Genomic DNA, 25,163 nt, shown 5'->3' with positions numbered 1-25,163 from the left:
TCAAATTTTTAATAAATGAAAAAGCCGGTGTTGGTGATCAAGTTTGGCTCTGCTTCTATAACGACTAAAGAGGGAGAGATCGATGAACGGATTGTTTTAGAGGTCGCGAGGCAAACCGCACAGTTGCAGCCCAAATATAATATTGTATTAGTATCCTCTGGGGCGGTAGCGGCCGGGAAGAGGTTCTTGAAGAATTATGAAGGCACCATTTCCGAGCGGAAGGCGGCCGCAGCTATCGGCAACCCGTTGCTTCTACGGACATACAGCACGTACTTCAAGCCCTTTAATATAGCTTTAGCACAAAGCTTATGTGAACGGCAGCACTTTGCCAACAGGGCGCAGTTTCTTCAATTGAAAGACACCTATCAAGAACTTTGGAAGAATGGAGTGATACCGGTAGCTAATGAAAATGATGTCGTCAGTAATAAGGAACTCAAGTTTTCTGATAACGACGAATTGGCGACCTTAATTGCGGTCGGTTTCGGTGCGGAACAAATTTTGTTTAGCACGTCTGTTCCAGGTGTATTGGATGCGGAGGGGCAGGTTGTTCCTGAAATTCCTGTTATTGACAAAGACGCGTTAGGTTTGGCGCGGAGGGATAAGTCGACCGTTGGTTTAGGAGGTATGACTTCCAAGCTTAATTTCGCACGACTAGCAAATCAGATGGGAATACAAGCGGTTATTTTTAGTATGCATGGAACCGATAGTATCTTGAAAGCGGTCCGTGGAGAGACAGGCACTATCTGTCGGGCACAAAGTAAGAGAGTTTCTTCAAGAAACAAGTGGTTGGCTAGCGGGAGCCTCATCAAGGCATTGGTGAAAATTGACGAGGGCGCCGTGATTGCCATTCAGAATAGAAAAAGTTTGTTGGCTGTGGGCATTGTAGAAATTAATCAAAGTATGGAAACCGGAGAAGTGTTTCAGATCGCAAATGAGAGCGGAGAAGTGTTTGCCGTTGCGAAAGCTAAGATTGATGTGAGCGACTTGGAGGCTATTCACAAGAAAAAAAATCTTGCCATTGCGCACGCGGACGATATAGTCTTGTTATAAGCTGGCGGGTATCTGATAAATAAAAGATATGAAGGAAAATATTCTGGCGGAGTTGAGAGCCGCGCAAAAAGCAAGCGGGAGTGTGAAAAGTCTTCCCAATAAAAAAAAACAGTCTGTTTTAATCCAAATTGCTGGTGTGTTACGGGAAAATATCGGCAATATTTTGGCAGAGAATAAAAAGGATTTGGATCGTATGGATCCAACTGACGCTCGTTACGATAGGTTGTTATTAACAGAGGAGCGCATTGCTGCACTCGCAAATAGTTTGGAAGATGTTGCGAAACTCGCCGACCCAACAGGTATATCGTTGTCGAAAAGGACGTTAGAAAACGGATTGCTTGTGGAAAAGAAAACGGTTCCGCTGGGTGTTGTTGGTGTCATTTATGAATCGCGGCCAAATGTAACCGTAGATGTCGCCGCACTATGTATCCGGTCAGGAAATGTCTGTCTGCTTAGGGGAGGTTCGGACGCCTGGTTTACCAATCAGGTTCTAGTGGCAGCGATACAGCAAGTATTGCTCAGGAACGACCTCGATACTCATATTGTCCAACTTTTGCCAACAGATCGATCCTTTGTTACCGAACTATTGACAGCTACGGGATATGTCGATATTATTATTCCGCGAGGATCGCAGAGTTTGATTGATTTTGTACGTTCACACGCAAAGGTTCCCGTGATAGAGACGGGAGCAGGCGTGTGTCACACCTATGTGGAACGATCGGCAAATTTGGTGCAGGCAGCTCGAATTGTGGCCAATGCAAAGATATCTCGACCGTCCGTATGTAATGCATTGGACACGGTCTTGGTTGATGCGGAAATTGCTGCTGCATTTCTATCTCTTTTGGCACCAGATTTTGTCGCATCTGATGTGCATATCTTTGCTGACGAGCGATCTTTTTCATGCCTGCAGTCAATCGATTATCCGTTCCTATCTTTAGCTCAAGAGGAAGACTTCGGTCGTGAATTCCTATCTCTGCAATGTTCTGTGAAAGTTGTCGACGAATTTGAGGAGGCATTAGAGCACGTTGCAAAATACTCGTCGAAGCATTCGGAATGTATCGTATCAGAGGATACTGAACGAATACGCAGATTCATGGATAGTGTGGATGCCGCTGCGGTGTATGCTAATGCATCAACTCGCTTTACAGATGGAGGAGAGTTTGGCTTAGGTGCAGAAATAGGTATTTCGACGCAAAAATTGCATGCTCGTGGACCATTTGCATTAGAGAAGTTGGTTACGGAAAAATGGTATGTTACAGGGAAAGGACAAATACGTTAGTTATGGGGATTCGTTATGAAAAAGATACGCTCCTGAACTGGATAAATGAGATGGGAAAGTTTCTTCGGTTGCTGATCGAGCGATACGAGGCATTTGAGGAACCGATAGATCCATCTATTGTCGAAAATGGGTACCAGAAATTTTTTCATAAAGACAGAAGTTGGATCATCAGTCTTAGCGAGGAGCACTTATTGTCGTATGTAGACCACGATTTAGTAGCGGAGCAAATACGCCCATTGGCCTTACTCTTCCTGAGGGATGCACTATTGTGTCCAGAGGGTGAGCTTCAACAAGAATTATTGCGGAAATCAAAACTATTATTGGAATATGTATCCAATAAACTGGGGAGCTTTTCCTTTGAAGATTACGGAAATTTAAACGTGATCAATCAAATATTAAAATAGGTAAGAATTACCTATTTTAATATTTCTCGCGCGATGACCAAGCGTTGGATTTCTGACGTACCTTCATATATCTGCGTAATTTTTGCATCGCGCATCAGGCGTTCTACATGATATTCCTTCACATATCCGTATCCTCCATGTATCTGTACAGCTTCTATTGTAGTGCGCATAGCGACTTCGGAGGCGAATAATTTAGCCATAGCTGCCTCTTTTCCATATGGTTTCCCATGATCTTTCAGCCAAGCAGCTTTATAAGTTAATAAACGGGCTGCTTCAATTTCCAATTCCATATCGGCCAACTTAAATTGTATGGCTTGATGTTCACTGATTGGTTTGCCGAATGTCTTTCGTTCTTTTGCGTAGGCTAGGGCAAGTTCATACGCACCGGCAGCTATTCCCAATGCTTGGGCTGCAATACCAATTCGCCCACCGTCAAGCGTTTTCATCGCGAATTTAAACCCAAATCCATCTTCACCGATACGGTTCGATTTGGGAACTTTCACATCGTTAAATAAAAGCGAGTGTGTATCTGAACTGCGAATGCCCAATTTGTTTTCCTTCGGACCTACGGTAAAACCCGCCATACCTTTCTCTAAAATCAAAGCATTGATGCCTCGGTGGCCTTTTTCGGGATACGTTTGTGCAATGACCAGATAAACATCGGCATTCCCACCATTAGTTATCCAATTTTTAGTGCCATTTACCAAATAATGATCACCAAGGTCTTGGGCAGTCGTATGCTGGGAAGTAGCATCAGAGCCAGCTTCAGGCTCCGATAACGCGAAGGCACCGAGTTTTTCACCGGTAGCGAGGGGAGGCAAAAATCGTTCTTTTTGTTCCTCAGTCCCAAATGCCTGTAGGCCAAACAGTACGAGGGAGTTGTGCGCCGACATAATGACGCCGACGGAAGCATCAACTTTTGATATTTCCTCAATAGCTAATACGTATGCGAGGGTATCCATTCCTGCCCCTTGGTATCGCTCGTCTACCATCATCCCCATAAAACCGAGTTGTCCCATTTGCTTTACTTGCTCAAAAGGAAATAGAGCTTTTTCATCCCGTTCAATGACACCGTCGAACAACGATCTGGCGAATTCCCGTGCACTTTCACGAATTAGGTGGTGTTCTTCGTTTAATTCGAAATACATAACTGATCTATCTTGATTAAGTCAAATATACGTTTTATTATGCGTGCATAGTAAAATATTTGTAATGTTTTTCGGTCATCGTCAGTTTTGGGAGATAACATTTTGAAAATTAAAATAATCTACTAAATTTGTAGAGTATAGAATTTCACTAAAACTAAAAAAGATATGAGTTTAAAACTAGGAGATACCGCCCCGAATTTTCAAGCTGAAACATCGGTAGGAAACATTGATTTTTATGAATACACGAATGAAAGTTGGGCTGTTTTGTATTCCCATCCATCGGATTATACACCTGTTTGTACAACCGAACTAGGGAGGACTGCACAATTGAAGACAGAATTCGAAAAAAGAAATGTTAAAGTCTTAGCGTTGAGTGTCGACTCGGTAGAAGACCATTTGGGATGGATAAACGATATTAATGAGACGCAAAATACGACAGTAGATTTCCCAATCATAGCCGATAAGGATCGGAAAGTAGCAGAATTGTACGATATGATTCATCCCAATGCGTCGGCCACTGCCACGGTTCGTTCTGTTTTTGTTATTGGTCCCGATAAAAAAGTGAAATTGACATTAACTTACCCAGCTTCCACGGGGCGGAACTTCGATGAGATTTTGCGAGTAATTGATTCATTGCAGCTGACGGATCAATACTCAGTAGCTACCCCTGCCGATTGGAAAGATGGTGAGGACGTGATCGTGGTACCTGCTATTAAGACAGAGGATATTCCGACGAAATTTCCAAAAGGCTTTAAAGAAATTAAGCCTTATTTACGAGTGACTCCTCAGCCCAATAAATAGAAATAAAGATGGCGTTGTGGAAATAAAAAAAGCGTGAAGAGCTAACTTCACGCTTTTTTTTACAGATTGATTTATTAATACACTTTAACTATATAAATGTAGTCTTGGAGTTTTTTGATCTGGTCAGTTCGAGACAGAGAATTCAGAGAGTTGCGATTGCTGAGTACAATGTTTCCTTTTAGCGAATCTGCAGGGATACTATTTAATGTTTCTAGGAGTGCTTTTGTTTTGATGGCAAAAGCAGCACCATCGATTCCTTTTTGTTTGCCACTGATAATGCCAATAACGTTCCCTTCTTTGTCTAACACTGGGCCACCGCTGTTACCAGGATTGACTGGAATGGATATCTGATAAGCCAACGTATCTCCGGCATATCCTGTAGCAGAACTTAAGTAACCCTGACCATATACAGCTTCGTCTCTTGGAAATCCAATAGTGTAAATATCTTCGCCCAAATCTGAATCTTGTTTTTTGAACGTGTATGGCAAGTTTTTCAACGCGCGGAAGGTAGAATCGTTGATCCGGAGGATGGCAAGGTCTTTTTCTGGATTGGTAAATATTATATCAGCTCTAAAAGATTGCCCTTTATGGTTTTGTAGATGTACAGAGTCTGCTCCCGTTATCACATGATAATTGGTAACCACGTAACCACTTTTTGTAATCATAAAGCCTGTAGCACCATAATGCATGGTTTCCGTATTGTCTTTGCTACTATTGTTGATATTTTTAATGGCCGCATTGTGTGCGTTTACATTACGCTTGACTGTATTCATATCGCGGCGTAACGCACTATAGTCAGACGTCGTCTTTTTTAAATTAGAATAGTAGCCTGTGAGCCATAATGTCGAAAACACGGAGACAATAGCGATTGCTGCCGCCACTGCTGCATTTAATTTTAGGCGATCCCATAGGTTAATGATTTTTGCTGGTTGTTTAACTGGATGCATCGCATGATACTTGGTCGCTGTACTGGTTAAAGCGCGCTTGAAATTCATACGCGCATCCACTTGTTTAAAGTCCGCTAGAAAAGCTTTGTGCTCTTCTAATTGAGCAGCTTCTCTTGGTTCCTCGTTGCAATATCTTTCAAATGATATCCGCTCTTCTGCGGAAAGCTCTCCTCGAAGATATGCATCTGCCCATTCTACAAATTCTTGTTGACTAAGTCTTCTCATGACTTGCTACTAACTTACTTTTTTAAAAAACATCTTTTTTAGACGTTGCAAACACTTATATTTCTGTGTTTTCGCATTGTCTGTATTGGTGTAGCCAAATTTTTCACAGATTTCATTCATCGAGCTATTCCGGATGTAGAAATCATGAAGTATTGTTTTACAAGGTTCACCGAGAGCGTCTAATGCTGTTTCCATATGCATTATACTGGCTTCTAATGCTTCATGATCCGTTATGGATTCTTCTGCAGCCAATGATTCTTCATGATCATCAATTTGATCCTTGTAATACTTTGACTCACCACGTGTAAGTTGTTTCAGCCACAATCGTTTTGATACAGCATATAGGAAGGTTTGCAATTTACTGCTTAGCTCGAAATTACCTTTGCTAACTTTGTCATAAAGAACCATTACGGTTTCCTGAAAGATATCCTGAGCTTCCTCCCTACTACCTTGATTGTTAATGATCATTTTTGCAATTGGTGGGAAGAATAATTTATACAGTTTCTGTATCGCTACATTATCTCCCAACGCTATGCCGCGAATGATATCAGCATCAATATGGCTATCACTTTTTTCCTTACTCACTTATTAATACCTTTTTAGACAAATAGTAACCTATTGTTGGTGGATTATTTTCAGATTTCTTTTTCATAGATGTCCGGTGAAATGATCCTTCCGGAATTAAAGATAGAAAAAAGAAGCTGTTCCATCGCGAAGAGCATATAAAAAATGCTTTTTTCAGAAAAGGAAAAATCACATAATTCGAGAAGTTGGTTACATTGGAACGTTGTCACTCATTTGCGTTACAGTTGACACATTTAATGCAACAGCTCCACGCTCGAAAAGTATATTACTAGGATTTTATTTTGTGTTGTGCTTTTAAAGATATTAAAAGAGGTAGTAGTAACATCGTGATTTTTCCTAAATGCATCGGCGGGTATTAGAATATTCGCTATTTTAGCCGCATTATGAAGATAAAAGTAGGTTTCGGATTTGACGTCCATCAGATGAAGGACGGACATCCGTTTATTGTTGGAGGCGTTAAATTGGACCATCCAGCCGGAGCGTTTGGACATTCTGATGCCGATGTATTGGTTCATGCTATCTGTGATGCTATTTTAGGAGCAGCAAATCTTGAAGATATTGGTTATCATTTTCCAAATACAGACGCACGCTGGAAAGGGGTTAGTAGTTTACTTTTGTTAGAAGAGTGCATACGATTAATCGGTCAAAAAGGATTTAAGTTGGGTAACATAGACAGCATGCTATGTTTAGAAGCCCCAAAAATCAAACCGTATATTCCCGAAATGAAAATACATCTGGCTCATGCAACCGGCTTGAGCATCGAGGACATTTCTGTTAAGGCGACAACTAATGAGACATTGGGTTTCATTGGAAGAAAAGAAGGGGTGGTAGCGTATGCGGTGTGTTTGCTTGAGAGAGAATAATTGTATACGGAATAGAAATTGAAGATGTTTCCTTGTATGTTCGACCATCTGAATCTTTTGAAGAAGTTAAAACTTATGAAACAAGAATATTACCTTTGCTAGCTGAATAGTACAAGTGCCACAACAAGATTACATACGTTTGTCTTATCAAGTGAAACAATTGGCACGTTAACTGATGGGATAGAATTGAAAATTGCCATCAAGTATACATAGAGCAGTCATATTGTATTAATAAATGCTATGAAGAGAGAATCGAAGCAAAGTAAACTAACGGAGGAAGATGTTAAAAAGTACACCCGAAATTTTTGGAAAATATTAGTTGGGTTAGTCGTTTTGGGAGCTTTTTTTATTTTTAGTGTTAGGATAGGCGTTTTCGGCAAGTTACCGTCCTTTCAGGAATTGGAAAATCCGAAGAGCAATCTAGCCTCAGAAATATTAACGGACGAGCTCAAGGTTCTGGGAACCTACTATAAGCATAATCGCTCGAATGTGAAGTATAGCGAATTATCCCCTCATCTGGTACAGGCTTTAATCGCCACGGAAGATAAACGTTTTTATGATCACGCCGGAATAGATTATTCCCGAACAGTAACAACTGTATTTCATACCTTGATGGGGAACAAACAGGGCGGAAGTACCATCACACAACAGTTGGCACTAAATCTATTTTCCGAGCGACGGGAGAAAAACACCTTCAAGCGGATTATGCAGAAATTTCAGGAATGGGTAACCGCAGTTCGATTAGAGCGTAGCTATACGAAAGAAGAGATTATCACCATGTATTTTAATACAGTGGACTTCGGTGCGTATAATACTTTTGGCATAAAGTCGGCGGCGCGGACCTACTTCAACACAACGCCAGACAAGTTGAAACCTGAAGAAGCTGCTATGCTCGTGGGTATGTTGAAGGGAACATCAATGTATTCGCCAGTGAGGTTTCCGGACCGGGCCCTTCTTCGGCGCAACACCGTACTCAATAATATGGCTGACCAGAACTTTTTAACTGGAACAGAGCTGGAAGAAGCCAAAAGTGCACCCATCAATTTACAACTGCGAATCTCCAACTATGGCGAAGGCTTGGCTCCCTATTTCAGGGCGGTTTTAAAGGAGGAGATCAAAAAAGAGTTTCAACGCTTATCAATTACCAAGGCAGATGGTACTCCCTATGATTTGGATCGGGACGGTTTAAAAATTTATACACCGATTAACTATGCGATGCAACAGTATGCAGAGGAAGCTCAAAAAGAATGGATGACGAAATTGCAACGCGATTTCGATAGACAATATAGAAATGCAGATCCATTCAAAGGCGCGAATGCCAAATTACTAGTCTCAGGGATGCGTCGATCGGATCGGTATCGAATTCTAAAAGATGCAGGCTTGTCGGAAGACGAGATTAAGAAAGAGTTTGCCAAAAAGGTACCTATGAACGTCTTTACCTATAAAGGAAATGTCGATACGATGATGACACCTATGGATTCGATACGCTACAGTAAGCTTTTCTTACGTAATGCGGTCATGTCCATGGAGCCGAAGACGGGTTATATTAAAGCTTGGGTCGGAGGAACAAGTTTTGAGCATTTCAAGTTCGATCACGTAAAACTTGCCGAACGACAAGTCGGATCGACGGCGAAACCGTTTACATACGCGACGGCCATTGATAATGGCTATTCTCCCTGTTTCACCGTGCCAAATCATATGCAGACTTACGGCAATTGGACTCCGCGAGGCACAACCCAGGGTGGAGATCCGATTACATTGAAAAATGCTCTAAAGTATTCACAGAACTTCGCTACAGCTTATATCATCAACGAAGTTGGAGCCGCCAATGTAGCTACATTGACAAAACAAATGGGGATCACTTCGAATGTTCCGAATTACCCATCTATAGCGTTAGGTGCTTACGAGGCTTCGGTATATGATATGGTCGGAGCCTATTCCGCTTTTGTGAATTTTGGAACATGGATCGAACCTACAATGATTTTACGTATCGAAGATAAAAACGGTACACCTATCTACGAAAAGACACCGAAAGTGGTTAAGGCGATCAATAGCGAGTCTGCATATATTATGGTAAACATGCTGAAGGGTGTTGTCGATGGCGGTACCGGATCGCGGTTGCGTAGAGCAGAGTATGGCGGACTAACAAATCCTATTGGCGGTAAAACGGGTACAACTAATGATAATTCTGATGCTTGGTTTATCGGGATTACACCGGATTTAGTGACCGGAGTATGGACCGGGGCCGAAGACAGGGGGATCCGCTTTTATAGTATGGCCTCGGGACAAGGTGCTTCTGCTGCGTTGCCGATTTTTGGGCTATATATGAAAAAAGTTTACAGTGATAATAACCTTAAATATACGAAAGAAGATTTTCCGCAGCCTCCAGGAGGATTGACGCGGGAAATAGATTGTAGTAAGTATGTTCCGTTCTATGGAGCGCCTTCTGATGAAGGCCAACTGGACGACGATCGGTTAGGATTTTAGAAACTTGCTAGCATTAAGATTGCCGAACAGTAAATTTTACCGAAATTTACTGTTCGGCATTTTTGCGGATTTAGTTTTCGTTCAAATGCGGAAGAGGATCTTTCCCGGTTTTTAAGATTATAATGACTTTTTTTGCTATATGAGTGCATTCGATTACAGAGAAGAACTAAAAAAAATCCCACATAAACCAGGGGTGTATCAATATTTCGATAAAACCAATGAGCTCATTTATGTCGGAAAAGCCAAAGATTTACGCAATCGGGTAGGATCTTATTTCGTAAATGAAAGTCAACTGAATAGCAAAACAAAGGTCTTGGTCCGCAAGATCAACCGGATTGCATTCACGATCGTAGATACGGAAATCGATGCTTGGTTATTAGAAAATAACTTGATAAAAAGGCACAAGCCTCGATACAATGTTATGTTGAAGGATGATAAAACCTATCCTTGGATTGTGATCAAGAATGAGCATTTTCCGCGTGTCTATTGGACACGTAAGTATATCAAGGATGGCTCGCGATACTATGGTCCCTACGCTTCTGTGGGCATGATGCATATTATTCTCGATATGATACGGGAGTTGTTTCCTTTACGTACATGTAACTTGAATCTTGCGCCCGAGAACATTGCAAAAGGAAAGTACAAAGTGTGTTTGGAATACCAAATTGGTAACTGTAAGGGGCCGTGCGAAGCTTATCAATCGGAAGAAGATTATGGTCAAAATTTGTCAGATATTAAAGATATTCTAAATGGTAAGATTGCTGTGGTCACGAACCGTTTAAAAAACCAGATGACGGATGCGGTTACGTCATTGAACTTTGAAGCAGCTCATAAGCTTAAAAATAAACTAGATAAGCTAGCAAATTATCAAAGTAAATCGACAGTGGTCAGTTCGTCTATTACAGATGTCGATGTATTTAGTATCGCATCTGACGAAAGTTATGCGTTTGTGAATTATTTAAAGGTTGTGCACGGTGTCGTCATCCAAACACAAACGTTGGAAATGAAGAAACGATTGGATGAAACCGAAGAAGAGCTTTTAGCGCTAGCGATACCTGAAATACGTGGACGTTTTAAAAGTACATCGCGGGAAATCATTGTCCCCTTCGATATTCATATTGAAGCATCTGATGCAATTAAGTTTACGATTCCGAAAGTTGGCGAAAAGAAAAACCTGTTAGAGTTGTCGTTGAAGAACGTAGCCTATTTTAAAAAGGAACGTATGCTTCAATATGAGCGGTTGAACCCGGAAGTAAAGGTTGAAAGGGTCTTAAAACAAATGCAAAAAGACTTGCGTATGAACGTGCTACCTCGACATATTGAGTGTTTTGATAATTCCAATATCCAAGGCAATTTTCCGGTTTCGGCTATTGTCGTTTTCAAAGATGCAAAACCTTCGAAAAAAGATTATCGGCATTTTAATGTAAAAACAGTTGTCGGTCCCAATGATTTTGCTACGATGGAAGAAGCGGTTTTCAGACGATATCGCCGTCTGTTGGACGAAGACCAGGATCTACCCCAACTCATTATTATAGATGGAGGCAAGGGACAGTTGGGAGCAGCGATGAAGAGTTTGAAATTGTTGGGAATAGAAAGGAAAATGACAGTAATTGGCATAGCGAAACGATTGGAGGAATTATACTACCCGGGGGACCAATATCCTTTATATCTGGATAAGAAGTCGGAAACGCTTAAAATTATTCAACATTTAAGGGACGAAGCGCACCGTTTTGGAATTACTTTTCACCGAAACCAACGTAGCAAAAAGACCTTCGTATCGGAATTAGAAAATATTCCCGGCGTTGGAAAAACTTCAGTAGAGAAACTTTTGAAGATGTTCAAGTCGGCAAAAAAAGTGAAGGAAGCAACAGATGAAGAATTGGCAAGAGTGCTTAACCAAAAGCAGGTTAAAGCACTTCGTGCGTATTTTGGAAGTTAGTCGTCGTAACCAAACTTTTTGAGATAATTTTTTTTGCTTCTCCAGTCTGGAATGACTTTAACAAAAAGCTCCAAAAATACTTTGCCACCAATGAATTCTTCCATGTCCTGGCGAGCATACGTACCCACTTTTTTGATCATAGCACCTGCTTTTCCAATAATGATGTTTTTCTGTGAATCTCGTTCTACAATAATTTCAGCTGCTATTCGGGTAATGTTCTCTTCCTCTTTGTATGCTGTTACTACGACTTCTGTACTGTAGGGAATTTCTTTATCATACAGTTTAAAGATCTTTTCGCGTATCATCTCAGAGACGAAAAATCGCATGTTTTTATCGGTTAGTTCGTCTTTTTCATAATATGGTGCGTGTACGGGAAGTTTTTCTTTAATATATTCCATGATACCCGCTACACCGTGGTCATGGAGAGCAGAAATTGCAAATATCATGTCAGGATTTAATTTCTCTTTCCAGAACTCGATTTTGGCTTTAACTTCGTCTTCGGAAGATTTGTCAATTTTGTTGATGAGTACCGCCACTGGGGATGAGGTTTTACGTAGTTTTTCGATAACATCATTCTCATCGTATTTCTCGTGTATGTCGGTAACAAACAAGATCACATCAGCATCGATTAGCGAGCCCTGTACAAAATTCATCATGGACTCTTGCAGAGAGTAGTTGGGTTTTATCACTCCGGGCGTGTCGGAAAACACGATCTGATGATTATCATCGTTGACGATACCGATTATTCGATGCCTCGTAGTTTGGGCTTTTGGTGTGATAATAGACATCTTTTCACCTACTAATGAGTTCATTAGGGTTGACTTCCCTGCATTAGGTTTACCGATGATGCTTACGAATCCTGCTTTGTGCGACATTTTATCTTGTTTTTTATTTGGAATACAAAGAAACAAATAATATCTTTGTACTCCAATTAAACGGAATGTTATCTTGCGCTAGTGATACCAAAAAGCGCTTTTTAAAATAAAAAATACATTGCGGGGTGGAGCAGTTGGTAGCTCGTCGGGCTCATAACCCGAAGGTCATCAGTTCGAGTCTGGTCCCCGCTACTAAAAGAGCTAAGCGCGAGGCTTAGCTCAATGACATTTACAATACATTGCGGGGTGGAGCAGTTGGTAGCTCGTCGGGCTCATAACCCGAAGGTCATCAGTTCGAGTCTGGTCCCCGCTACTAAAAGAGCTAAGCGCGAGGCTTAGCTCAACGACATTTACAATACATTGCGGGGTGGAGCAGTTGGTAGCTCGTCGGGCTCATAACCCGAAGGTCATCAGTTCGAGTCTGGTCCCCGCTACAACGAGAAGCCCTGAAGAAATTCAGGGCTTTGTTTTTTCGTACCTATCGCCCAGCCATCGTAAGTTGCTATGTTTATTGCTATTTCATCCTAATCCTTTCTGATTACCTTCTATTAATTCTTTTATTTTCTATGTTCGCTAAGTCTCGTTAACCGGACTGTTGCAAAAGGTTGTTGTGCAAACGTTTGTTTTATTTTGCGCAATCGTTTTCGTTTAACATAGGATTTTTGATAAGGTTACTTTGAGTTAACTTGGCGCCAACTAGATTATGGTAATCTACTAGTGAATGAAAACCTTAAAAGTAATTTTATGATAAAGAGATCTACAAATCCTTTGTTCATCGGTAAAAATTTTCGGTTGGCATCAGTCTTGATGATGGGAGCAATTGTTCCATCGGGATCTGTGTTTGCCACCAGTATGGTTGCATCCTCGCATGCCGTTTACCAACAAGCAGTAACAGGACGCGTTACTGCGGCGATTGGCCCTGTGTCTGGTGTCACCGTATCCGTACAAGGCAAGTCTAGCCTGGTCACATCAACGGACGGACAGGGTAATTTTTCACTACAGGCTAGCAAGGGAGATGTGCTCGTGTTTACAGCGATAGGTTTTGAAGCCCATACGCAGATTGTCGACGGTAACGTGATGGAGGTGGTTTTGCAAGAAAGCGATCAGACCTTAGAAGAAATTGTTGTTGTTGGCTATGGCGCACAGAAGAAAGAAAGTTTAACCGGAGCCTTACAAGTTGTGGATGGAAACGAATTGCGGGACATCACGACGCCTTCAGTCGAGAATATGTTGAACGGAAAAGTGTCTGGAGCTTTTGTTGCCCCGGGGTCGGGGCGTCCAGGATCAGGAGGCGCCGTGGTGATTCGCGGCCAGGCTACTTTGAATGGTACCACAAGTCCACTGTGGGTGATTGACGGTGTTATAGTGGGGTCTGGAGCAGGAGACTTGAATCCAGATGATATAGAAACAATGACGGTATTAAAGGACGCGGCTTCTACGGCAATTTATGGGTCTCAAGGTGCCAATGGTGTGGTGCTCGTAACTACTAAGAGAGCGAAAGCTGGTTCCACAACCATCAACCTCTCAACGAGAATGGGATTTAACCAATTGACTAACGGTAATCTTCAAGTGATGAATGGAGCGGAACTCTATGATTACTATGCATCGTTTGCCAACGCTAATGAAATATCATTCCCTCGTTGGAATCCGGATTTACGAAATAGCAACTTCGATTGGTGGGATGTTGCTACGAAAAATGGCTTTACTCAAAACCATAATCTATCTATCTCTAGTGGAACAGAAAAATTGCGGTCGTTTTTATCAGTTGGCTTGTATGACGAAAAAGGAGCTGTACGGGGATATGATTATCGTCGATATAACGTCCGGCTGAATCAAGAGTATAAACCGACTGATTGGTTGACTATTAAACCTTCCGTGGTAGGTTCGAGACGCGGTGTTGAAAACAGGGAGTATTCGGTGACCTCAATGTATTCTAATTTGCCTTGGGATAATCCGTTTGATGAAAATGGAAATCCTGTGCCTCATCGTTCAAGCTCTTGGGTAAACAGTGCCAGCACTAACTATTTGTACGATTTACAGTGGAATCATTCTGCGAATGTCAACTATGAATTAATGGGTAATTTGGATTTTGATGTGAAATTGACAGACTGGTTGACTTTTACGTCTGTCAACAATTACCGTTACATCAATTATGCAGGCAGTGGGTACGAGGATCCTAGATCCAATGGAGGGTTGAGCGTAAACGGCCGTATCACTGACTATCGGTCAGAGGTGGCTAGACGTTATACAAACCAAATGTTGACAGTGAACAAGTCCTGGGGAAAGCATTCGTTATTTGCAGTCGGCGGATACGAGTTTAACGACTACTGGAGTAAGACGCTAGACGTATATGGTACTGGATTAATGTCTGGTTTTGAGGTGTTAGATGTGGTATCAAAACCAGAGCGTACAAGAGGCAATATTAATGAGTGGGCTGTACAGTCAATCTTATCGAAAGCGAATTATACCTTTGATAATCGTTACCTCGTTGAGGCCTCATTACGGAGAGATGGTGCTTCCAATTTTGGTGACAACGCAAAGTACGGGAACTTCTTTTCAGTCAGCGGCGGATGGAATATCAACAATGAAAGTTGGTTTCAAGCGGCATGGGTAAACACGTTAAAATTGCGGGCGTCTTACGGCTCGTCTGGAAATAGACCAAGTGCACTTTATCCGCAATATAATTTGTACTCGGTATCCTCGACAACCAGCTATAATGGGGATCCGGGTATCTTAATAAATCAAATTGGTAATAAGAATCTAACTTGGGAAAAAACCAAAACAACTGGTATTGGATTTGATGCAACGTTTCTAAATAATCGCATCCGCACTACTTTAGACCTTTACAATAAGAACACTGGTAATGTTCTGTATAACGTCCCCATTAGTGGCTTGACTGGAGTGACAAGAATATGGCAAAATATTGGCGAAATGAACAATAAAGGTATTGAACTAAGTATTGGAGGTGACATTGTCCGTTCCGAAAACTGGTTGTGGAGCTTAGACCTGAATATCGGGCATAATGTCAATAAATTGACCAATTTGTATCCAACAAGAAATTCGGATGGTACTTATTCGGTAAAACCTGTCTTTATCGGCGACGGTTCAAATATAGCCGGTTCAGCCCAATATGTTCTAGAGCCAGGGCGGCCTGTTGATACCTATTATTTAAAGGAGTGGGCAGGGGTAAATCCTGAAGACGGTAAGCCTATGTGGTATAAAGTAATTCGTGATGCGGACGGAAATGAAGTTTCTAGAGAAACGACTTCGAAATATTCGGATGCAACCTTTGAAAAACTTGGTAAGGCCTCACCAAAGCTATTCGGTGGTTTTTCCACGGCCTTGCGCTATCAGCAATTTGACTTAGGTGCCACTTTTGGTTATTCAATTGGTGGAAAATTATATAATTATTCACGTCAGGAATATGATTCGGACGGGACATATACGGATCGTAATCAGATGAAGCTTATGCCAGGCTGGAGCCGTTGGCAAAGGCCAGGCGATAATGCGACGCACCCCGTGGCAAAATATAATAATAAAGATCAGGGAAATTTGGTGTCTTCTCGTTATGTTGAAAGTAATGATTTTTTACGGCTACGTTCGCTGACGCTTGGATACAGTCTTAAATTAAATCAATACGGCGTAAAAAACGTGCGCTTATATTTCTCTGGTGAAAATTTGTTTGTTATTACAAATTATTCGGGTGTGGATCCGGAAATTCCGGCAAATGATGGCTCCGTCTTATCGTCGGTCGGACCTGGCGTTTATCCTGCCACGCGTAAATATATGTTTGGCTTAAATGTTTCATTTTAAATTAGAAAACAACATGAAGAAGAAAATATTTATGGCATTGTTGGTTTCAACCACCATTGTTTCTTGTGATATCGATCGTTTGCCATATGGGGCGATGGACTCAGATCGTATAGCAAATGACCCGACTGGTTCATTAGATGCGCTACTTAACGGGACTTATGCGCAACTTAAGGCGTGGTCTGACCCCATGCATCGTGCGGGAGAATATGCAGGAGATAATATGATGATCCGGGGTTCGTCAACAGATGCTTTCTATGAATTTATCTCTTTTTCTCGTTCTCCAAATAATGGTCGATTGTCTCAATTTTGGGATAGCGGATACAAAGCTATCGCACAGGCTTCGAACATTATTAAAATGTTTGAAGAGGGGAAAGATGCTGAAATCGATAGTAAGTTGGGGGAATGTTACTATATCCGCGGATTAATGTATTTCTATTTAGTCCGTGCGTATGGTCGACCATACTATCAGGATCCCCAAAGTAATCTGGGGGTTCCTATTGTCAACGGAACGCCGGACGACGTTATCAACATGACACTTCCTGACCGCTCTACAGTGAAAGAGACCTATGAGCAAGTCATAGCAGATTTAAAGAAAGCTGAAGCATTAATAACTGAAACGGATAATCCTAGTAGGATTAAGGCTACAAAAGGCGCTGCTCAAGCTATGCTATCCCGTGTCTATTTATACATGAGTGGGACATACCAATCGCCTAATGCAGAGTATGCGCAATTATCAGTGGATTACGCAAACAAGGTTATTCAATCTGGTGAGTATTCATTACTTCCGCGAGAACAGTTTATTAAGTATAATACTCTAATACCGGAAAATAACGCAGAAACTATATTTGCGGTCAAACGTATAGCTGCGGAGTTCTCCGGTTTTGATCACTATTACGGGGTTGGCGGCATGTATGCGAACATTGGGGGTATGGGATGGGGAGAAATGTATGCAAGCGCTAAATATATTGACTTGCTCAATGAGACAGGAAGAAACGATTGGAGACCCGGCAAAAACAAAGTAATTGACGCACGTGCAGCCTTTATAGAACCGACGTATCGTAAAGACGCTAAAACCGGTGCGTATACAGAAGTCTTTCGATTTATTAAAGAAGATGGCGCAAATATTTTGAACTACGTACAAGATACGGTAGTTAGAAACGGAAGTACAATAACGTGTAAAGAAGGAAAGGATATATACACGCTTACTCCTGTAGACGCTGCCCAAGAAATTTACTCCATAAAATATAAAGATGGAAAAACCTATAAAGGAGTATTGGACTACTATATCTCGTTAAATCGTGTATACCCACAATTTTATATCACGAAGTGTTCTCGAGAAGGAGAAGATTCGCATCTACATTCTCCTTTGATTAGCCGTTTAGGAGAAGTGTACCTTAATCGAGCTGAAGCTTATGCAAAGCTTGGAAATTATGGCGCCGCGTTAGTTGATCTAAACACCATTCGGACGCGGTCTATTGTTAATGGCGCGTATGCTTCGTTGGACGCAACAAATGCAAGCGAACGTATTGATAAAGAACGCCAATTGGAATTGGCCTACCAAGCCGAACGCAGCTATGACGTGTTTAGAAACGGAAAAGCTTTGACCCGTCATTATCCCGGACCACATGCACAATTTGAAGATATTGAGGCCACGGATTATCGCGTGGTATACTATATTCCACAGAGTGCTATTAATTCGTACCCTGGAACGTTGACGCAAAATCCAACTAGTAATTAGGACGGGTTTTCCAACTATAGAAGATGATAAAATGGCTTTGCAACACGGCAAAGCCATTTTTGTGAATACCGATAAATAATCGCGTATTTTATTGTAACTTTGTGGGCTTGAACAAAAAGTAAGTTGCCGGGAGGTAACGACATTAATACCGAATACAGTTATGGCAAATATAGTTGCAATTGTTGGTCGCCCAAATGTGGGCAAGTCAACGTTATTTAATCGATTAACAGAAAGTAGAAAAGCCATTGTGGACGACTTCAGTGGCGTAACCCGCGACCGCCATTACGAAACTGCAGAATGGATCGGAAAGCGGTTTACAGTTATCGATACAGGAGGATTTGTGCACGGATCTGATGATATTTTTGAGGAGGCCATTCGCGACCAAGTACATATTGCCATCGAAGAAGCATCTGTTATTCTTTTTATGGTAGACGTGACAACAGGTATTACGGATTTAGATGATGAGATTGCGGATATCTTACGTCGTAGCTCCAAACCGGTGTACGTCGTTGCTAATAAAGTCGATCATGCAAAGTTGCATCACGATTCGGCAGAGTTTTACGCGTTCGGTTTAGGCGAAGTCTACAATATTTCTTCCGCAACTGGATCGGGTACTGGAGAATTACTTGATGCCGTTGTCTCCAACTTTCCGGTGCAAGAGGAGGAAGAGGAGAACACCCTGCCGAAGATCACAATTGTCGGTCGCCCGAATGTAGGTAAATCATCATTGACCAACGCATTATTGGGCGTAGATCGGAATATAGTTACAGACATAGCCGGTACAACACGCGATTCTATTCGTATTCATTATAATCAATTTGGACATGAGTTTTTGTTAATTGATACCGCGGGGCTTCGTCGTAAGAGCAAGGTAAATGAAGATATTGAGTTTTATTCAGTCATGCGCACGATTAAAGCATTGGAGGACTCCGATGTCGTAGTTTTGATGCTTGATGCTAACGACGGTATCGAAGCACAGGACATAAACATTTTCCATTTAGCAGAAAAAAACAAGAAAGGTGTCGTTATTGTCGTCAACAAATGGGATACCGTCGAGAAAGATCATAAAACAGCGAAAGAATACGAAGCTCGTATTAAAGATAAAATTGCGCCATTCACAGATGTGCCCGTGATTTTTACTTCGGTTACCGAAAAGCAACGTATTTTTAAAGTAGTAGAAACGGCGATGGCCGTGTACGAGAATAAGACCAAGAAGATCTCGACATCCAAACTGAATGACGTGATGTTAGAAATCATTGAAAATTATCCACCACCGGCCACGAAAGGCAAGTACATCAAGATCAAATATGTTACCCAATTGGCGGGACGCTCACCGATGTTTGCATTTTTCTGTAATTTGCCCCAATACATCAAAGATCCGTACAAACGTTTTGTCGAAAACAAACTACGTGACAACTTTGATTTCAAAGGAGTACCTATTCAAATATTTTTTAGACAAAAATAATGGTTGGTTGCTACGTCGCATAGATGGTTCATGGTCGGCAATCTACACGGGGCATCGGTCGGTAATGCAAAAGTCAGATCAACCTTACAAGCTCAAGAAGTAATTTAGATATATGAAAAACAATCTTGTCCTTTACAATACATTAACCCGGACAAAAGAACGGTTCGAACCCTTAAACGCACCTTTTGTAGGTATGTACGTATGTGGTCCTACGGTATACAGCGATGTTCATTTGGGAAATTGTAGGACATTTGTATCGTTTGACCTGATTTTTCGTTATTTACTCCATTTGGGATATAAAGTTCGTTACGTACGTAATATTACAGACGCCGGACACTTAGAGGGAGATCGCGACGAGGGTGATGACAAGTTTGCAAAAAAAGCTAAACTTGAACAGTTGGAGCCTATGGAAATTGTGCAAAAATATACGCTCGGTTTTCATGAAGTCTTGCGACTGTTTAATACATTGCCACCAAGTATCGAGCCCACAGCAACCGGACACATATCGGAACAGATCGAAATGGTGAAGCAGATCATCGATAACGGTTACGCGTATGAAGCCAACGGTACGGTGTATTTTGATGTGGAGAAATATGTAAATACGCATGACTACACTATATTAACAAATCGAAAATTAGAAGATCTGCTGAATAACACACGTGAACTGGGCGGACAAGATGAGAAACGTGGTCGTCTGGATTTTGCGCTGTGGATCAAAGCTAAGCCGGAGCATATAATGCGTTGGCCGGCACCTTGGAGCGTTGGTTTTCCAGGATGGCATATAGAATGTTCGGCGATGAGCAGCAAATATTTAGGAGCGCAGTTTGATATTCACGGCGGTGGTATGGATTTAGCAGCTACACACCATACCAATGAAATTGCACAGTCTGAAGCGTGCAATCATGTGCAACCGGCGAAATACTGGATGCATACAAATATGTTAACGGTTAATGGTGCTCGAATGTCTAAATCGGCGGGAAATGGATTTTTGCCCCATGAATTGTTTACCGGATCACATCCGCTGTTGAACCGTGGCTATTCACCAATGGCCGTACGTTTTTTTATGATGCAGGCCCATTACCGGAGTACTCTTGATTTTTCCAATGACGCGTTGGATGCAGCAGACAAGGGATATAAACGCTTGATGAGTGCTATCGCATTAGTAGACAAGATCAAACCGACAGAAAATACCCGCATGGAATTTGATTTAAATGCGGTGGAAGCACGTTGTTATCAAGCTATGGACGACGATTTTAACAGTCCCGTCTTAATTGCCGAGTTGTTCGAAGTGGTACGCTTTATCAACGCCGCGTATGACGGGAAAGCGACGATTGATACTGATACACGGAACCAGCTGAAGATATTTATGCAAACTTTTGTTTTCGATATTCTAGGATTGAAAGACGATATACTCGGTTCGGATATCGATAATATGGATCAATTGATGCAGATTATTATTAATATACGTAATGAGGCAAAGAAAAACAAAGACTTCACGACCTCAGATCGTATACGGGAAGAGCTTCAATCTGTTGGTATCCAGTTGAAAGATAGCAAAGACGGCACACTTTGGAATAAGATTTGATTGTAAGACGACAAAATTGTGTAGATGAAGTTTAACAAAATCTTTTCATTGATTAGCGGGTTGGTTATAGCGACATCCGTCGCTTATGCCCAATTGCCGGATAAAGTCGGAAGTTTAATAACCGCTGATCGTACCGCATCTAATATTTCCAAATCAAACAGCCCACACGAGGCGCTCATGTCTGTGGTAGACAAGGAATCTACATTGTATGTTCCATCTCCTGTGAACGCTATCAATTACCTTAACAATCGTCCCAATATTCCGGACGTGATGACTTGGCAACCTAATTTCGCTTTAGTGTCAAAAAGCTTGGATTGGGGCGTTACTTCTGGACCTATGGAGTTTCAGAAAGTGGGCGCGGTAAAGCGTGCGGGACAATACCTGACCGTGTGGAGACGCGACAGAAAAGGAAATTGGAAGATACATCTGCGGGCAGAGGTTGAAAACTTCGGGAAAGGCGCGAAATCCGACCTTGTTTATTACGAACCTGATGATTCCTGGTATCTAAAGCACCGCTCGAAAGTGCGTTTGCAACAACGAGAAGAAGTCGTCACACAGAGTGACGAGCTTTTTTCGACGATCTTGAAGGCAAACAATGAAACGGCATTTAATGAATTCTTGTCAGACGACGTTCGATATTATTATCCGTGGGAGCCCGAGATCGAGGGAAAGAAAAATGTGCTAGCCTTTCTTAAGAAGAAACGTATAGAAATCGCTACGGAACCTACCGGCGTAGGTCGAGCGTATAGTGGAGAGTATGCGTATACATCTGGAACAGCGACGGTACGTTCGAAAGAGAAAGTCGTGAAATTTAATTACATTCGGATCTGGCAACTAAAAGATGATTATCAGTGGCGCGTATTGATTGAAATGATGTTTGAACGATAGAAACCTACAAAATAAAAAAGAATCGCGCTTACAGAGATGTATAGCGCGATTTTTTTAAGTCCATTCGGATATGTTGGGCTTGATTCGTATGAGCCTATGTTCGGACAAGAGTAGCTTCTGGTCAGTTGTCGGATAGGCTGACGTCATCTCTCCCTGTGCGAGCATGGAACGTATTCTTTTTTTTTCGACTTGCCTTCGGTTTCATGATCCATACATTATACCGCGGTGAAAAAGACATACCGTATGTGGAGGGGAAGACGCACTTCTCTTTTACGTTCCCATGCACCACCTTCTAGAAAACACGATTTACGTACCTGTTGGGTGCAAAAAAAAGCCACTTCGAAAAGTGGCGTTTCGTATAACGGATTTTTTACTTCTGTGCTAACGTTTCATCTTTGTTAATCCACAATTTAAGTTCGTCGCACTTAATGAAATCTGGATTGATGTCAATGAATGTATTTTCCTTTCGTAGCTCAAACCATTCGCTTAGCTTCCGGTTAATTTTGTCCTGTTTAGCCGCTTCTTGAATTTTGGCAAAGTCCTGCTCCAAATTTGCTTTGTGGGGTGCAATCCTGGATTTAAGGTACATAAATTTATAGACCTGCTTTCCCGTACGATCTTTGGATAGAAATGATTTCGAATATTGTCCCACCTGAAGAGGGTCAATTGCCGTAAATGTTTCCCTATCCAATCGATCCATTGGGATAAGTCCCGTGCGATCTTCTTCATTTAGAATCATACCGCCTGTATACTTCGTTTCATTATTTTCGGAGTACAGAGAGGCAGCGGTATGGAAACTCATTTTGCCTTGCTCCACTTTGTCAGAAATACTGTCTATTTTCGCTTTTGCACGTTCCAGACTGGCATTTGTTGGTTTAGGTATAACTACAATGTAGCGAACGTTTACTTCTTCGCCTCGACGTTGCAGTACTTGTAATATATGGAAGCCAAATTGCGTTTCAAAAACCGGAGAAACCTCTCCTTCTTTCAATTTAAAAGCCATGGCGGAGAATTCTTTTGCCCAATAATCACGTGTTTGAAATCCAGATTCCCCACCATACGGTGCCGCAGCATCTTCGGAATAGAGTCGGGCAATGGTTCCGAAGTCAGATCCATTTAAAATTTGTTGCCGATATCCTTCCACTTTTTGGCGATACTGTTCTTTCTCTTCCTTGGTTAAAACCGGGTTAATGACGATTTCACCAACTTCCACCTCTGTGTTAAAATAAGGTAAACTGTCCTGATTTAAGCCGTTGAAATAGGTTTTCACTTCTTGAGGTGTTACATTGATCGTAGTGACAATATTCTGTTGCATTTTTTGTGCCTTGAGTTGTTCAGACACGCTAGGACGCATTTCTTCTTTATATTGCAGTAATGAACGATTTAAAAATTCTTCTAGACGTTCCTTACCCCCCGCTTGGCGAACCATCATTTGCATTCGTCGATTCAGGTTATCGTCTACCTCTGCTTCAGATACCTCTATAGAATCAATCATTGCTTGTTGAGAAAGCAGCTTTTGTGTTACCAATTGCTGCAAAACATAACATTTCATGTTCTCATTCGGTTTTTCGCCTCCGGCCAGGTACTGCGCGTACTGCATTTCAATGTCAGATTGTAGAATAATGCCTGATCCAACCGTTGCGGCCACACGATCAACCAATTTGCTTTGAGCGGTCGCCGTCTGGAAGCAACATAGTGCTACGATGCATGAACTCAATAAAAAGATGTATTTTTTAATCATAAAAATGTAAGCCTTTACGCTGCTGCAAAATTATCACAATAATTCGGATTAACCACTTATTATCTGGCAATTCTGCGTACTTTCCTTCGTGCCAAATTTACTAAAACTTTGCGCGCTAAATTATTAAAAATGTTAAAATTTAATTTTTCTTTAACCATATTTAACAGCTGCGTTGTTCTAGGTAATGTTAATATATTATGTACCTTGCTTCAAGGTTTAAATTAAGTATTGCATCGCATGAGAACAATAGTCACATTAATTTTAGGATGTTTTATGGGACAAGTATTCGCACAGGAAATCCCGATGTTTGTCGGTACCTATACCAATAAAGGAAGCCAAGGGATCTACTTATATATGTTTAATACACAGGATGGCACAGCTTCGTTATATGCAAATACCAAGAGCGATGATCCTTCCTTTTTAGCGAGATCTGCTGATGGCAACATGTTATACGCCGTGAATGAACGTGGCGACAGTACGGCGGCGTTGTCATCATTTACGTTCGATGGCGATGTCTTATCTTTTGTCAATGCATTACCGACTGACGGAAGTTATCCTTGCCATGTTGCAGTCGGCGCTAAAACGCCTTTAGCGGTAGTGTCGAATTATGGAGGAGGGTCATTGGCGGTGTATCGTATCGAACAAAACGGAGCGATTGGCGAGAAAATCCAACAGATACAACAAGAGGGAACGGGGCCAAACAAAGAACGCCAGGAGGCCTCTCATGTGCATTCCGCATTTTTTTCGCCGGATGAAAAGCAGGTATTTGTACAGAATTTAGGAACGGATAAGGTAACGATATATCGAATAGCAAAAGAAAAGGATACATATGGGCTAGTAGAAGATGGGCAGTTGTCGACCCCAGCAGGTGGTGGACCAAGACATGTGGTGTTCGACGCAAAGGGTAAGAACCTTTACGTACTATTGGAAATGTCGGCTCAAATCGTTCATTATCTACGGGACGGGAAGGTCTGGCAGTTGGTTGATACGATGTCGATAAATGCAGATGATTTTAAAGGGAAGGATGGCGCGGCGGAGATTAAGCTGTCACCAGACGGAAAGTTCTTATACGCATCCAATCGCGGCGACGCAAATAGCATTACTCTGTTCGCTATTGAAAAATCGGGAATGCTCCAGAAGAAAAATGTGTATTCCACTGGCGGAGAGGGACCTCGTAACTTCAACATTACGCCGGATGGCAAATTCTTATTAGTAGCGAATCAATCGACCGACAATATCGTGGTATTCGAAAGGAATACGTCCACGGGCGAATTAACAAATACCGGCAAAGAAATTGAAGTGTCAAGTCCGGTCTGCATCGTTTTTTAAT

At 41.7% G+C, this 25,163-nt stretch carries 18 protein-coding genes and 3 tRNA genes; 16 read left to right on the top strand and 5 right to left on the bottom strand.

What is annotated here, in order from left to right:
• The first annotated feature begins 15 nt into the window (after positions 1-15).
• Genes proB through ACFSR5_RS14730 form a run of 3 tightly spaced genes read left to right on the top strand, consistent with a single transcriptional unit; the run spans position 16 to position 2,733 of the window.
• A complete protein-coding gene (gene proB, locus ACFSR5_RS14740) occupies positions 16-1,050 on the top strand; it encodes a glutamate 5-kinase (RefSeq protein ID WP_380905136.1) in 1,035 nt (344 codons plus the stop codon).
• Positions 1,051-1,078: 28 nt separating this feature from the next.
• Positions 1,079-2,329 carry a glutamate-5-semialdehyde dehydrogenase gene (locus ACFSR5_RS14735; RefSeq protein ID WP_380905134.1) on the top strand — a complete coding sequence of 417 codons (1,251 nt, stop codon included), beginning with the start codon at positions 1,079-1,081 and terminating at the stop codon, positions 2,327-2,329.
• A gap of 2 nt (positions 2,330-2,331) precedes the next feature.
• Positions 2,332-2,733, top strand: coding sequence for a hypothetical protein (locus ACFSR5_RS14730; protein WP_380905132.1), 402 nt, complete (start codon positions 2,332-2,334; stop codon positions 2,731-2,733).
• Between the two features lie 11 nt (positions 2,734-2,744).
• Here ACFSR5_RS14730 and ACFSR5_RS14725 read toward each other — a convergent pair whose 3' ends face one another.
• Positions 2,745-3,881 carry an acyl-CoA dehydrogenase gene (locus tag ACFSR5_RS14725; RefSeq protein WP_380905130.1) on the bottom strand — a complete coding sequence of 379 codons (1,137 nt, stop codon included), beginning with the start codon at positions 3,879-3,881 and terminating at the stop codon, positions 2,745-2,747.
• 165 nt (positions 3,882-4,046) lie between these two features.
• Between ACFSR5_RS14725 and ACFSR5_RS14720 the strand changes: the two genes are divergently transcribed.
• Positions 4,047-4,682 carry a peroxiredoxin gene (locus tag ACFSR5_RS14720; protein ID WP_380905128.1) on the top strand — a complete coding sequence of 212 codons (636 nt, stop codon included), beginning with the start codon at positions 4,047-4,049 and terminating at the stop codon, positions 4,680-4,682.
• Positions 4,683-4,756: 74 nt separating this feature from the next.
• On the opposite strand, the gene ACFSR5_RS14715 is transcribed toward ACFSR5_RS14720, so the two are convergent.
• Entirely contained in the window at positions 4,757-5,854 is a 1,098-nt protein-coding gene (locus tag ACFSR5_RS14715) for a trypsin-like peptidase domain-containing protein (RefSeq protein ID WP_380905126.1), read from the bottom strand.
• Positions 5,855-5,863: 9 nt separating this feature from the next.
• A complete protein-coding gene (locus ACFSR5_RS14710; RefSeq protein WP_380905124.1) occupies positions 5,864-6,439 on the bottom strand; it encodes an RNA polymerase sigma factor in 576 nt (191 codons plus the stop codon).
• A gap of 383 nt (positions 6,440-6,822) precedes the next feature.
• Here ACFSR5_RS14710 and ispF point away from each other — a divergent pair, with 383 nt between their 5' ends.
• The 3 genes from ispF (at position 6,823) to uvrC (ending at position 11,728) form a co-directional block, all read left to right on the top strand.
• Positions 6,823-7,302, top strand: coding sequence for a 2-C-methyl-D-erythritol 2,4-cyclodiphosphate synthase (gene ispF / locus ACFSR5_RS14705; protein ID WP_380905122.1), 480 nt, complete (start codon positions 6,823-6,825; stop codon positions 7,300-7,302).
• 240 nt (positions 7,303-7,542) lie between these two features.
• Positions 7,543-9,789 (top strand): penicillin-binding protein 1A, encoded by a 2,247-nt coding sequence (locus ACFSR5_RS14700; RefSeq protein ID WP_380905120.1) that lies wholly within the window; start codon positions 7,543-7,545, stop codon positions 9,787-9,789.
• A gap of 139 nt (positions 9,790-9,928) precedes the next feature.
• Entirely contained in the window at positions 9,929-11,728 is a 1,800-nt protein-coding gene (gene uvrC / locus ACFSR5_RS14695; RefSeq protein WP_380905118.1) for an excinuclease ABC subunit UvrC, read from the top strand.
• Here the strand turns inward: uvrC and era are convergent.
• Positions 11,725-12,603, bottom strand: a complete 879-nt coding sequence (gene era / locus ACFSR5_RS14690) for a GTPase Era (protein ID WP_380905116.1) — start codon at positions 12,601-12,603, stop codon at positions 11,725-11,727. The genes uvrC and era overlap by 4 nt on opposite strands.
• 119 nt (positions 12,604-12,722) lie before the next feature.
• On the opposite strand from era, the gene ACFSR5_RS14685 reads away from it, so the two are divergent.
• From ACFSR5_RS14685 to ACFSR5_RS14650, 8 genes are all read left to right on the top strand, one after another.
• Positions 12,723-12,795: transfer RNA gene (locus ACFSR5_RS14685), tRNA-Met, on the top strand.
• Positions 12,796-12,843: 48 nt separating this feature from the next.
• Positions 12,844-12,916, top strand: a tRNA-Met gene (locus ACFSR5_RS14680).
• Between the two features lie 48 nt (positions 12,917-12,964).
• Positions 12,965-13,037 (top strand) — tRNA-Met (locus tag ACFSR5_RS14675).
• Between the two features lie 310 nt (positions 13,038-13,347).
• A complete protein-coding gene (locus ACFSR5_RS14670) occupies positions 13,348-16,416 on the top strand; it encodes a SusC/RagA family TonB-linked outer membrane protein (protein ID WP_380905114.1) in 3,069 nt (1,022 codons plus the stop codon).
• A gap of 13 nt (positions 16,417-16,429) precedes the next feature.
• A complete protein-coding gene (locus ACFSR5_RS14665; RefSeq protein ID WP_380905112.1) occupies positions 16,430-18,154 on the top strand; it encodes a RagB/SusD family nutrient uptake outer membrane protein in 1,725 nt (574 codons plus the stop codon).
• A gap of 160 nt (positions 18,155-18,314) precedes the next feature.
• Entirely contained in the window at positions 18,315-19,619 is a 1,305-nt protein-coding gene (gene der / locus ACFSR5_RS14660) for a ribosome biogenesis GTPase Der (protein WP_380905109.1), read from the top strand.
• A 112-nt stretch (positions 19,620-19,731) separates the two neighbouring features.
• Positions 19,732-21,204 (top strand): cysteine--tRNA ligase, encoded by a 1,473-nt coding sequence (cysS, locus tag ACFSR5_RS14655; RefSeq protein WP_380905107.1) that lies wholly within the window; start codon positions 19,732-19,734, stop codon positions 21,202-21,204.
• 24 nt (positions 21,205-21,228) lie between these two features.
• Positions 21,229-22,092, top strand: a complete 864-nt coding sequence (locus ACFSR5_RS14650) for a DUF4440 domain-containing protein (RefSeq protein ID WP_380905105.1) — start codon at positions 21,229-21,231, stop codon at positions 22,090-22,092.
• Positions 22,093-22,462: 370 nt separating this feature from the next.
• On the opposite strand, the gene ACFSR5_RS14645 is transcribed toward ACFSR5_RS14650, so the two are convergent.
• A complete protein-coding gene (locus ACFSR5_RS14645) occupies positions 22,463-23,833 on the bottom strand; it encodes a peptidylprolyl isomerase (protein WP_380905103.1) in 1,371 nt (456 codons plus the stop codon).
• A 237-nt stretch (positions 23,834-24,070) separates the two neighbouring features.
• Between ACFSR5_RS14645 and ACFSR5_RS14640 the strand changes: the two genes are divergently transcribed.
• Entirely contained in the window at positions 24,071-25,162 is a 1,092-nt protein-coding gene (locus ACFSR5_RS14640) for a lactonase family protein (protein ID WP_380905101.1), read from the top strand.
• Position 25,163 lies beyond the last annotated feature (1 nt).

Origin of the sequence: Sphingobacterium suaedae, from assembly GCF_042684625.1 — a bacterium.
GTDB classification, from domain to species: domain Bacteria; phylum Bacteroidota; class Bacteroidia; order Sphingobacteriales; family Sphingobacteriaceae; genus Sphingobacterium; species Sphingobacterium suaedae.
Note: the sequence above shows the minus strand (reverse complement) of the source record. Positions and strands in the feature narration are given on the sequence as shown.

Coding starts and splice junctions, on each gene's coding strand:
- era (WP_380905116.1), bottom strand. CDS start 12,603: ATGTCGCACAAAGCAGGATTCGTAAGCATCATCGGTAAACCTAATGCA.
- ACFSR5_RS14715 (WP_380905126.1), bottom strand. CDS start 5,854: ATGAGAAGACTTAGTCAACAAGAATTTGTAGAATGGGCAGATGCATAT.
- ACFSR5_RS14665 (WP_380905112.1), top strand. CDS start 16,430: ATGAAGAAGAAAATATTTATGGCATTGTTGGTTTCAACCACCATTGTT.
- ACFSR5_RS14650 (WP_380905105.1), top strand. CDS start 21,229: ATGAAGTTTAACAAAATCTTTTCATTGATTAGCGGGTTGGTTATAGCG.
- ACFSR5_RS14730 (WP_380905132.1), top strand. CDS start 2,332: ATGGGGATTCGTTATGAAAAAGATACGCTCCTGAACTGGATAAATGAG.
- cysS (WP_380905107.1), top strand. CDS start 19,732: ATGAAAAACAATCTTGTCCTTTACAATACATTAACCCGGACAAAAGAA.
- ACFSR5_RS14735 (WP_380905134.1), top strand. CDS start 1,079: ATGAAGGAAAATATTCTGGCGGAGTTGAGAGCCGCGCAAAAAGCAAGC.
- ACFSR5_RS14720 (WP_380905128.1), top strand. CDS start 4,047: ATGAGTTTAAAACTAGGAGATACCGCCCCGAATTTTCAAGCTGAAACA.
- proB (WP_380905136.1), top strand. CDS start 16: ATGAAAAAGCCGGTGTTGGTGATCAAGTTTGGCTCTGCTTCTATAACG.
- ACFSR5_RS14640 (WP_380905101.1), top strand. CDS start 24,071: ATGAGAACAATAGTCACATTAATTTTAGGATGTTTTATGGGACAAGTA.
- ACFSR5_RS14725 (WP_380905130.1), bottom strand. CDS start 3,881: ATGTATTTCGAATTAAACGAAGAACACCACCTAATTCGTGAAAGTGCA.
- ACFSR5_RS14700 (WP_380905120.1), top strand. CDS start 7,543: ATGAAGAGAGAATCGAAGCAAAGTAAACTAACGGAGGAAGATGTTAAA.
- ispF (WP_380905122.1), top strand. CDS start 6,823: ATGAAGATAAAAGTAGGTTTCGGATTTGACGTCCATCAGATGAAGGAC.
- ACFSR5_RS14670 (WP_380905114.1), top strand. CDS start 13,348: ATGATAAAGAGATCTACAAATCCTTTGTTCATCGGTAAAAATTTTCGG.
- ACFSR5_RS14645 (WP_380905103.1), bottom strand. CDS start 23,833: ATGATTAAAAAATACATCTTTTTATTGAGTTCATGCATCGTAGCACTA.
- der (WP_380905109.1), top strand. CDS start 18,315: ATGGCAAATATAGTTGCAATTGTTGGTCGCCCAAATGTGGGCAAGTCA.
- uvrC (WP_380905118.1), top strand. CDS start 9,929: ATGAGTGCATTCGATTACAGAGAAGAACTAAAAAAAATCCCACATAAA.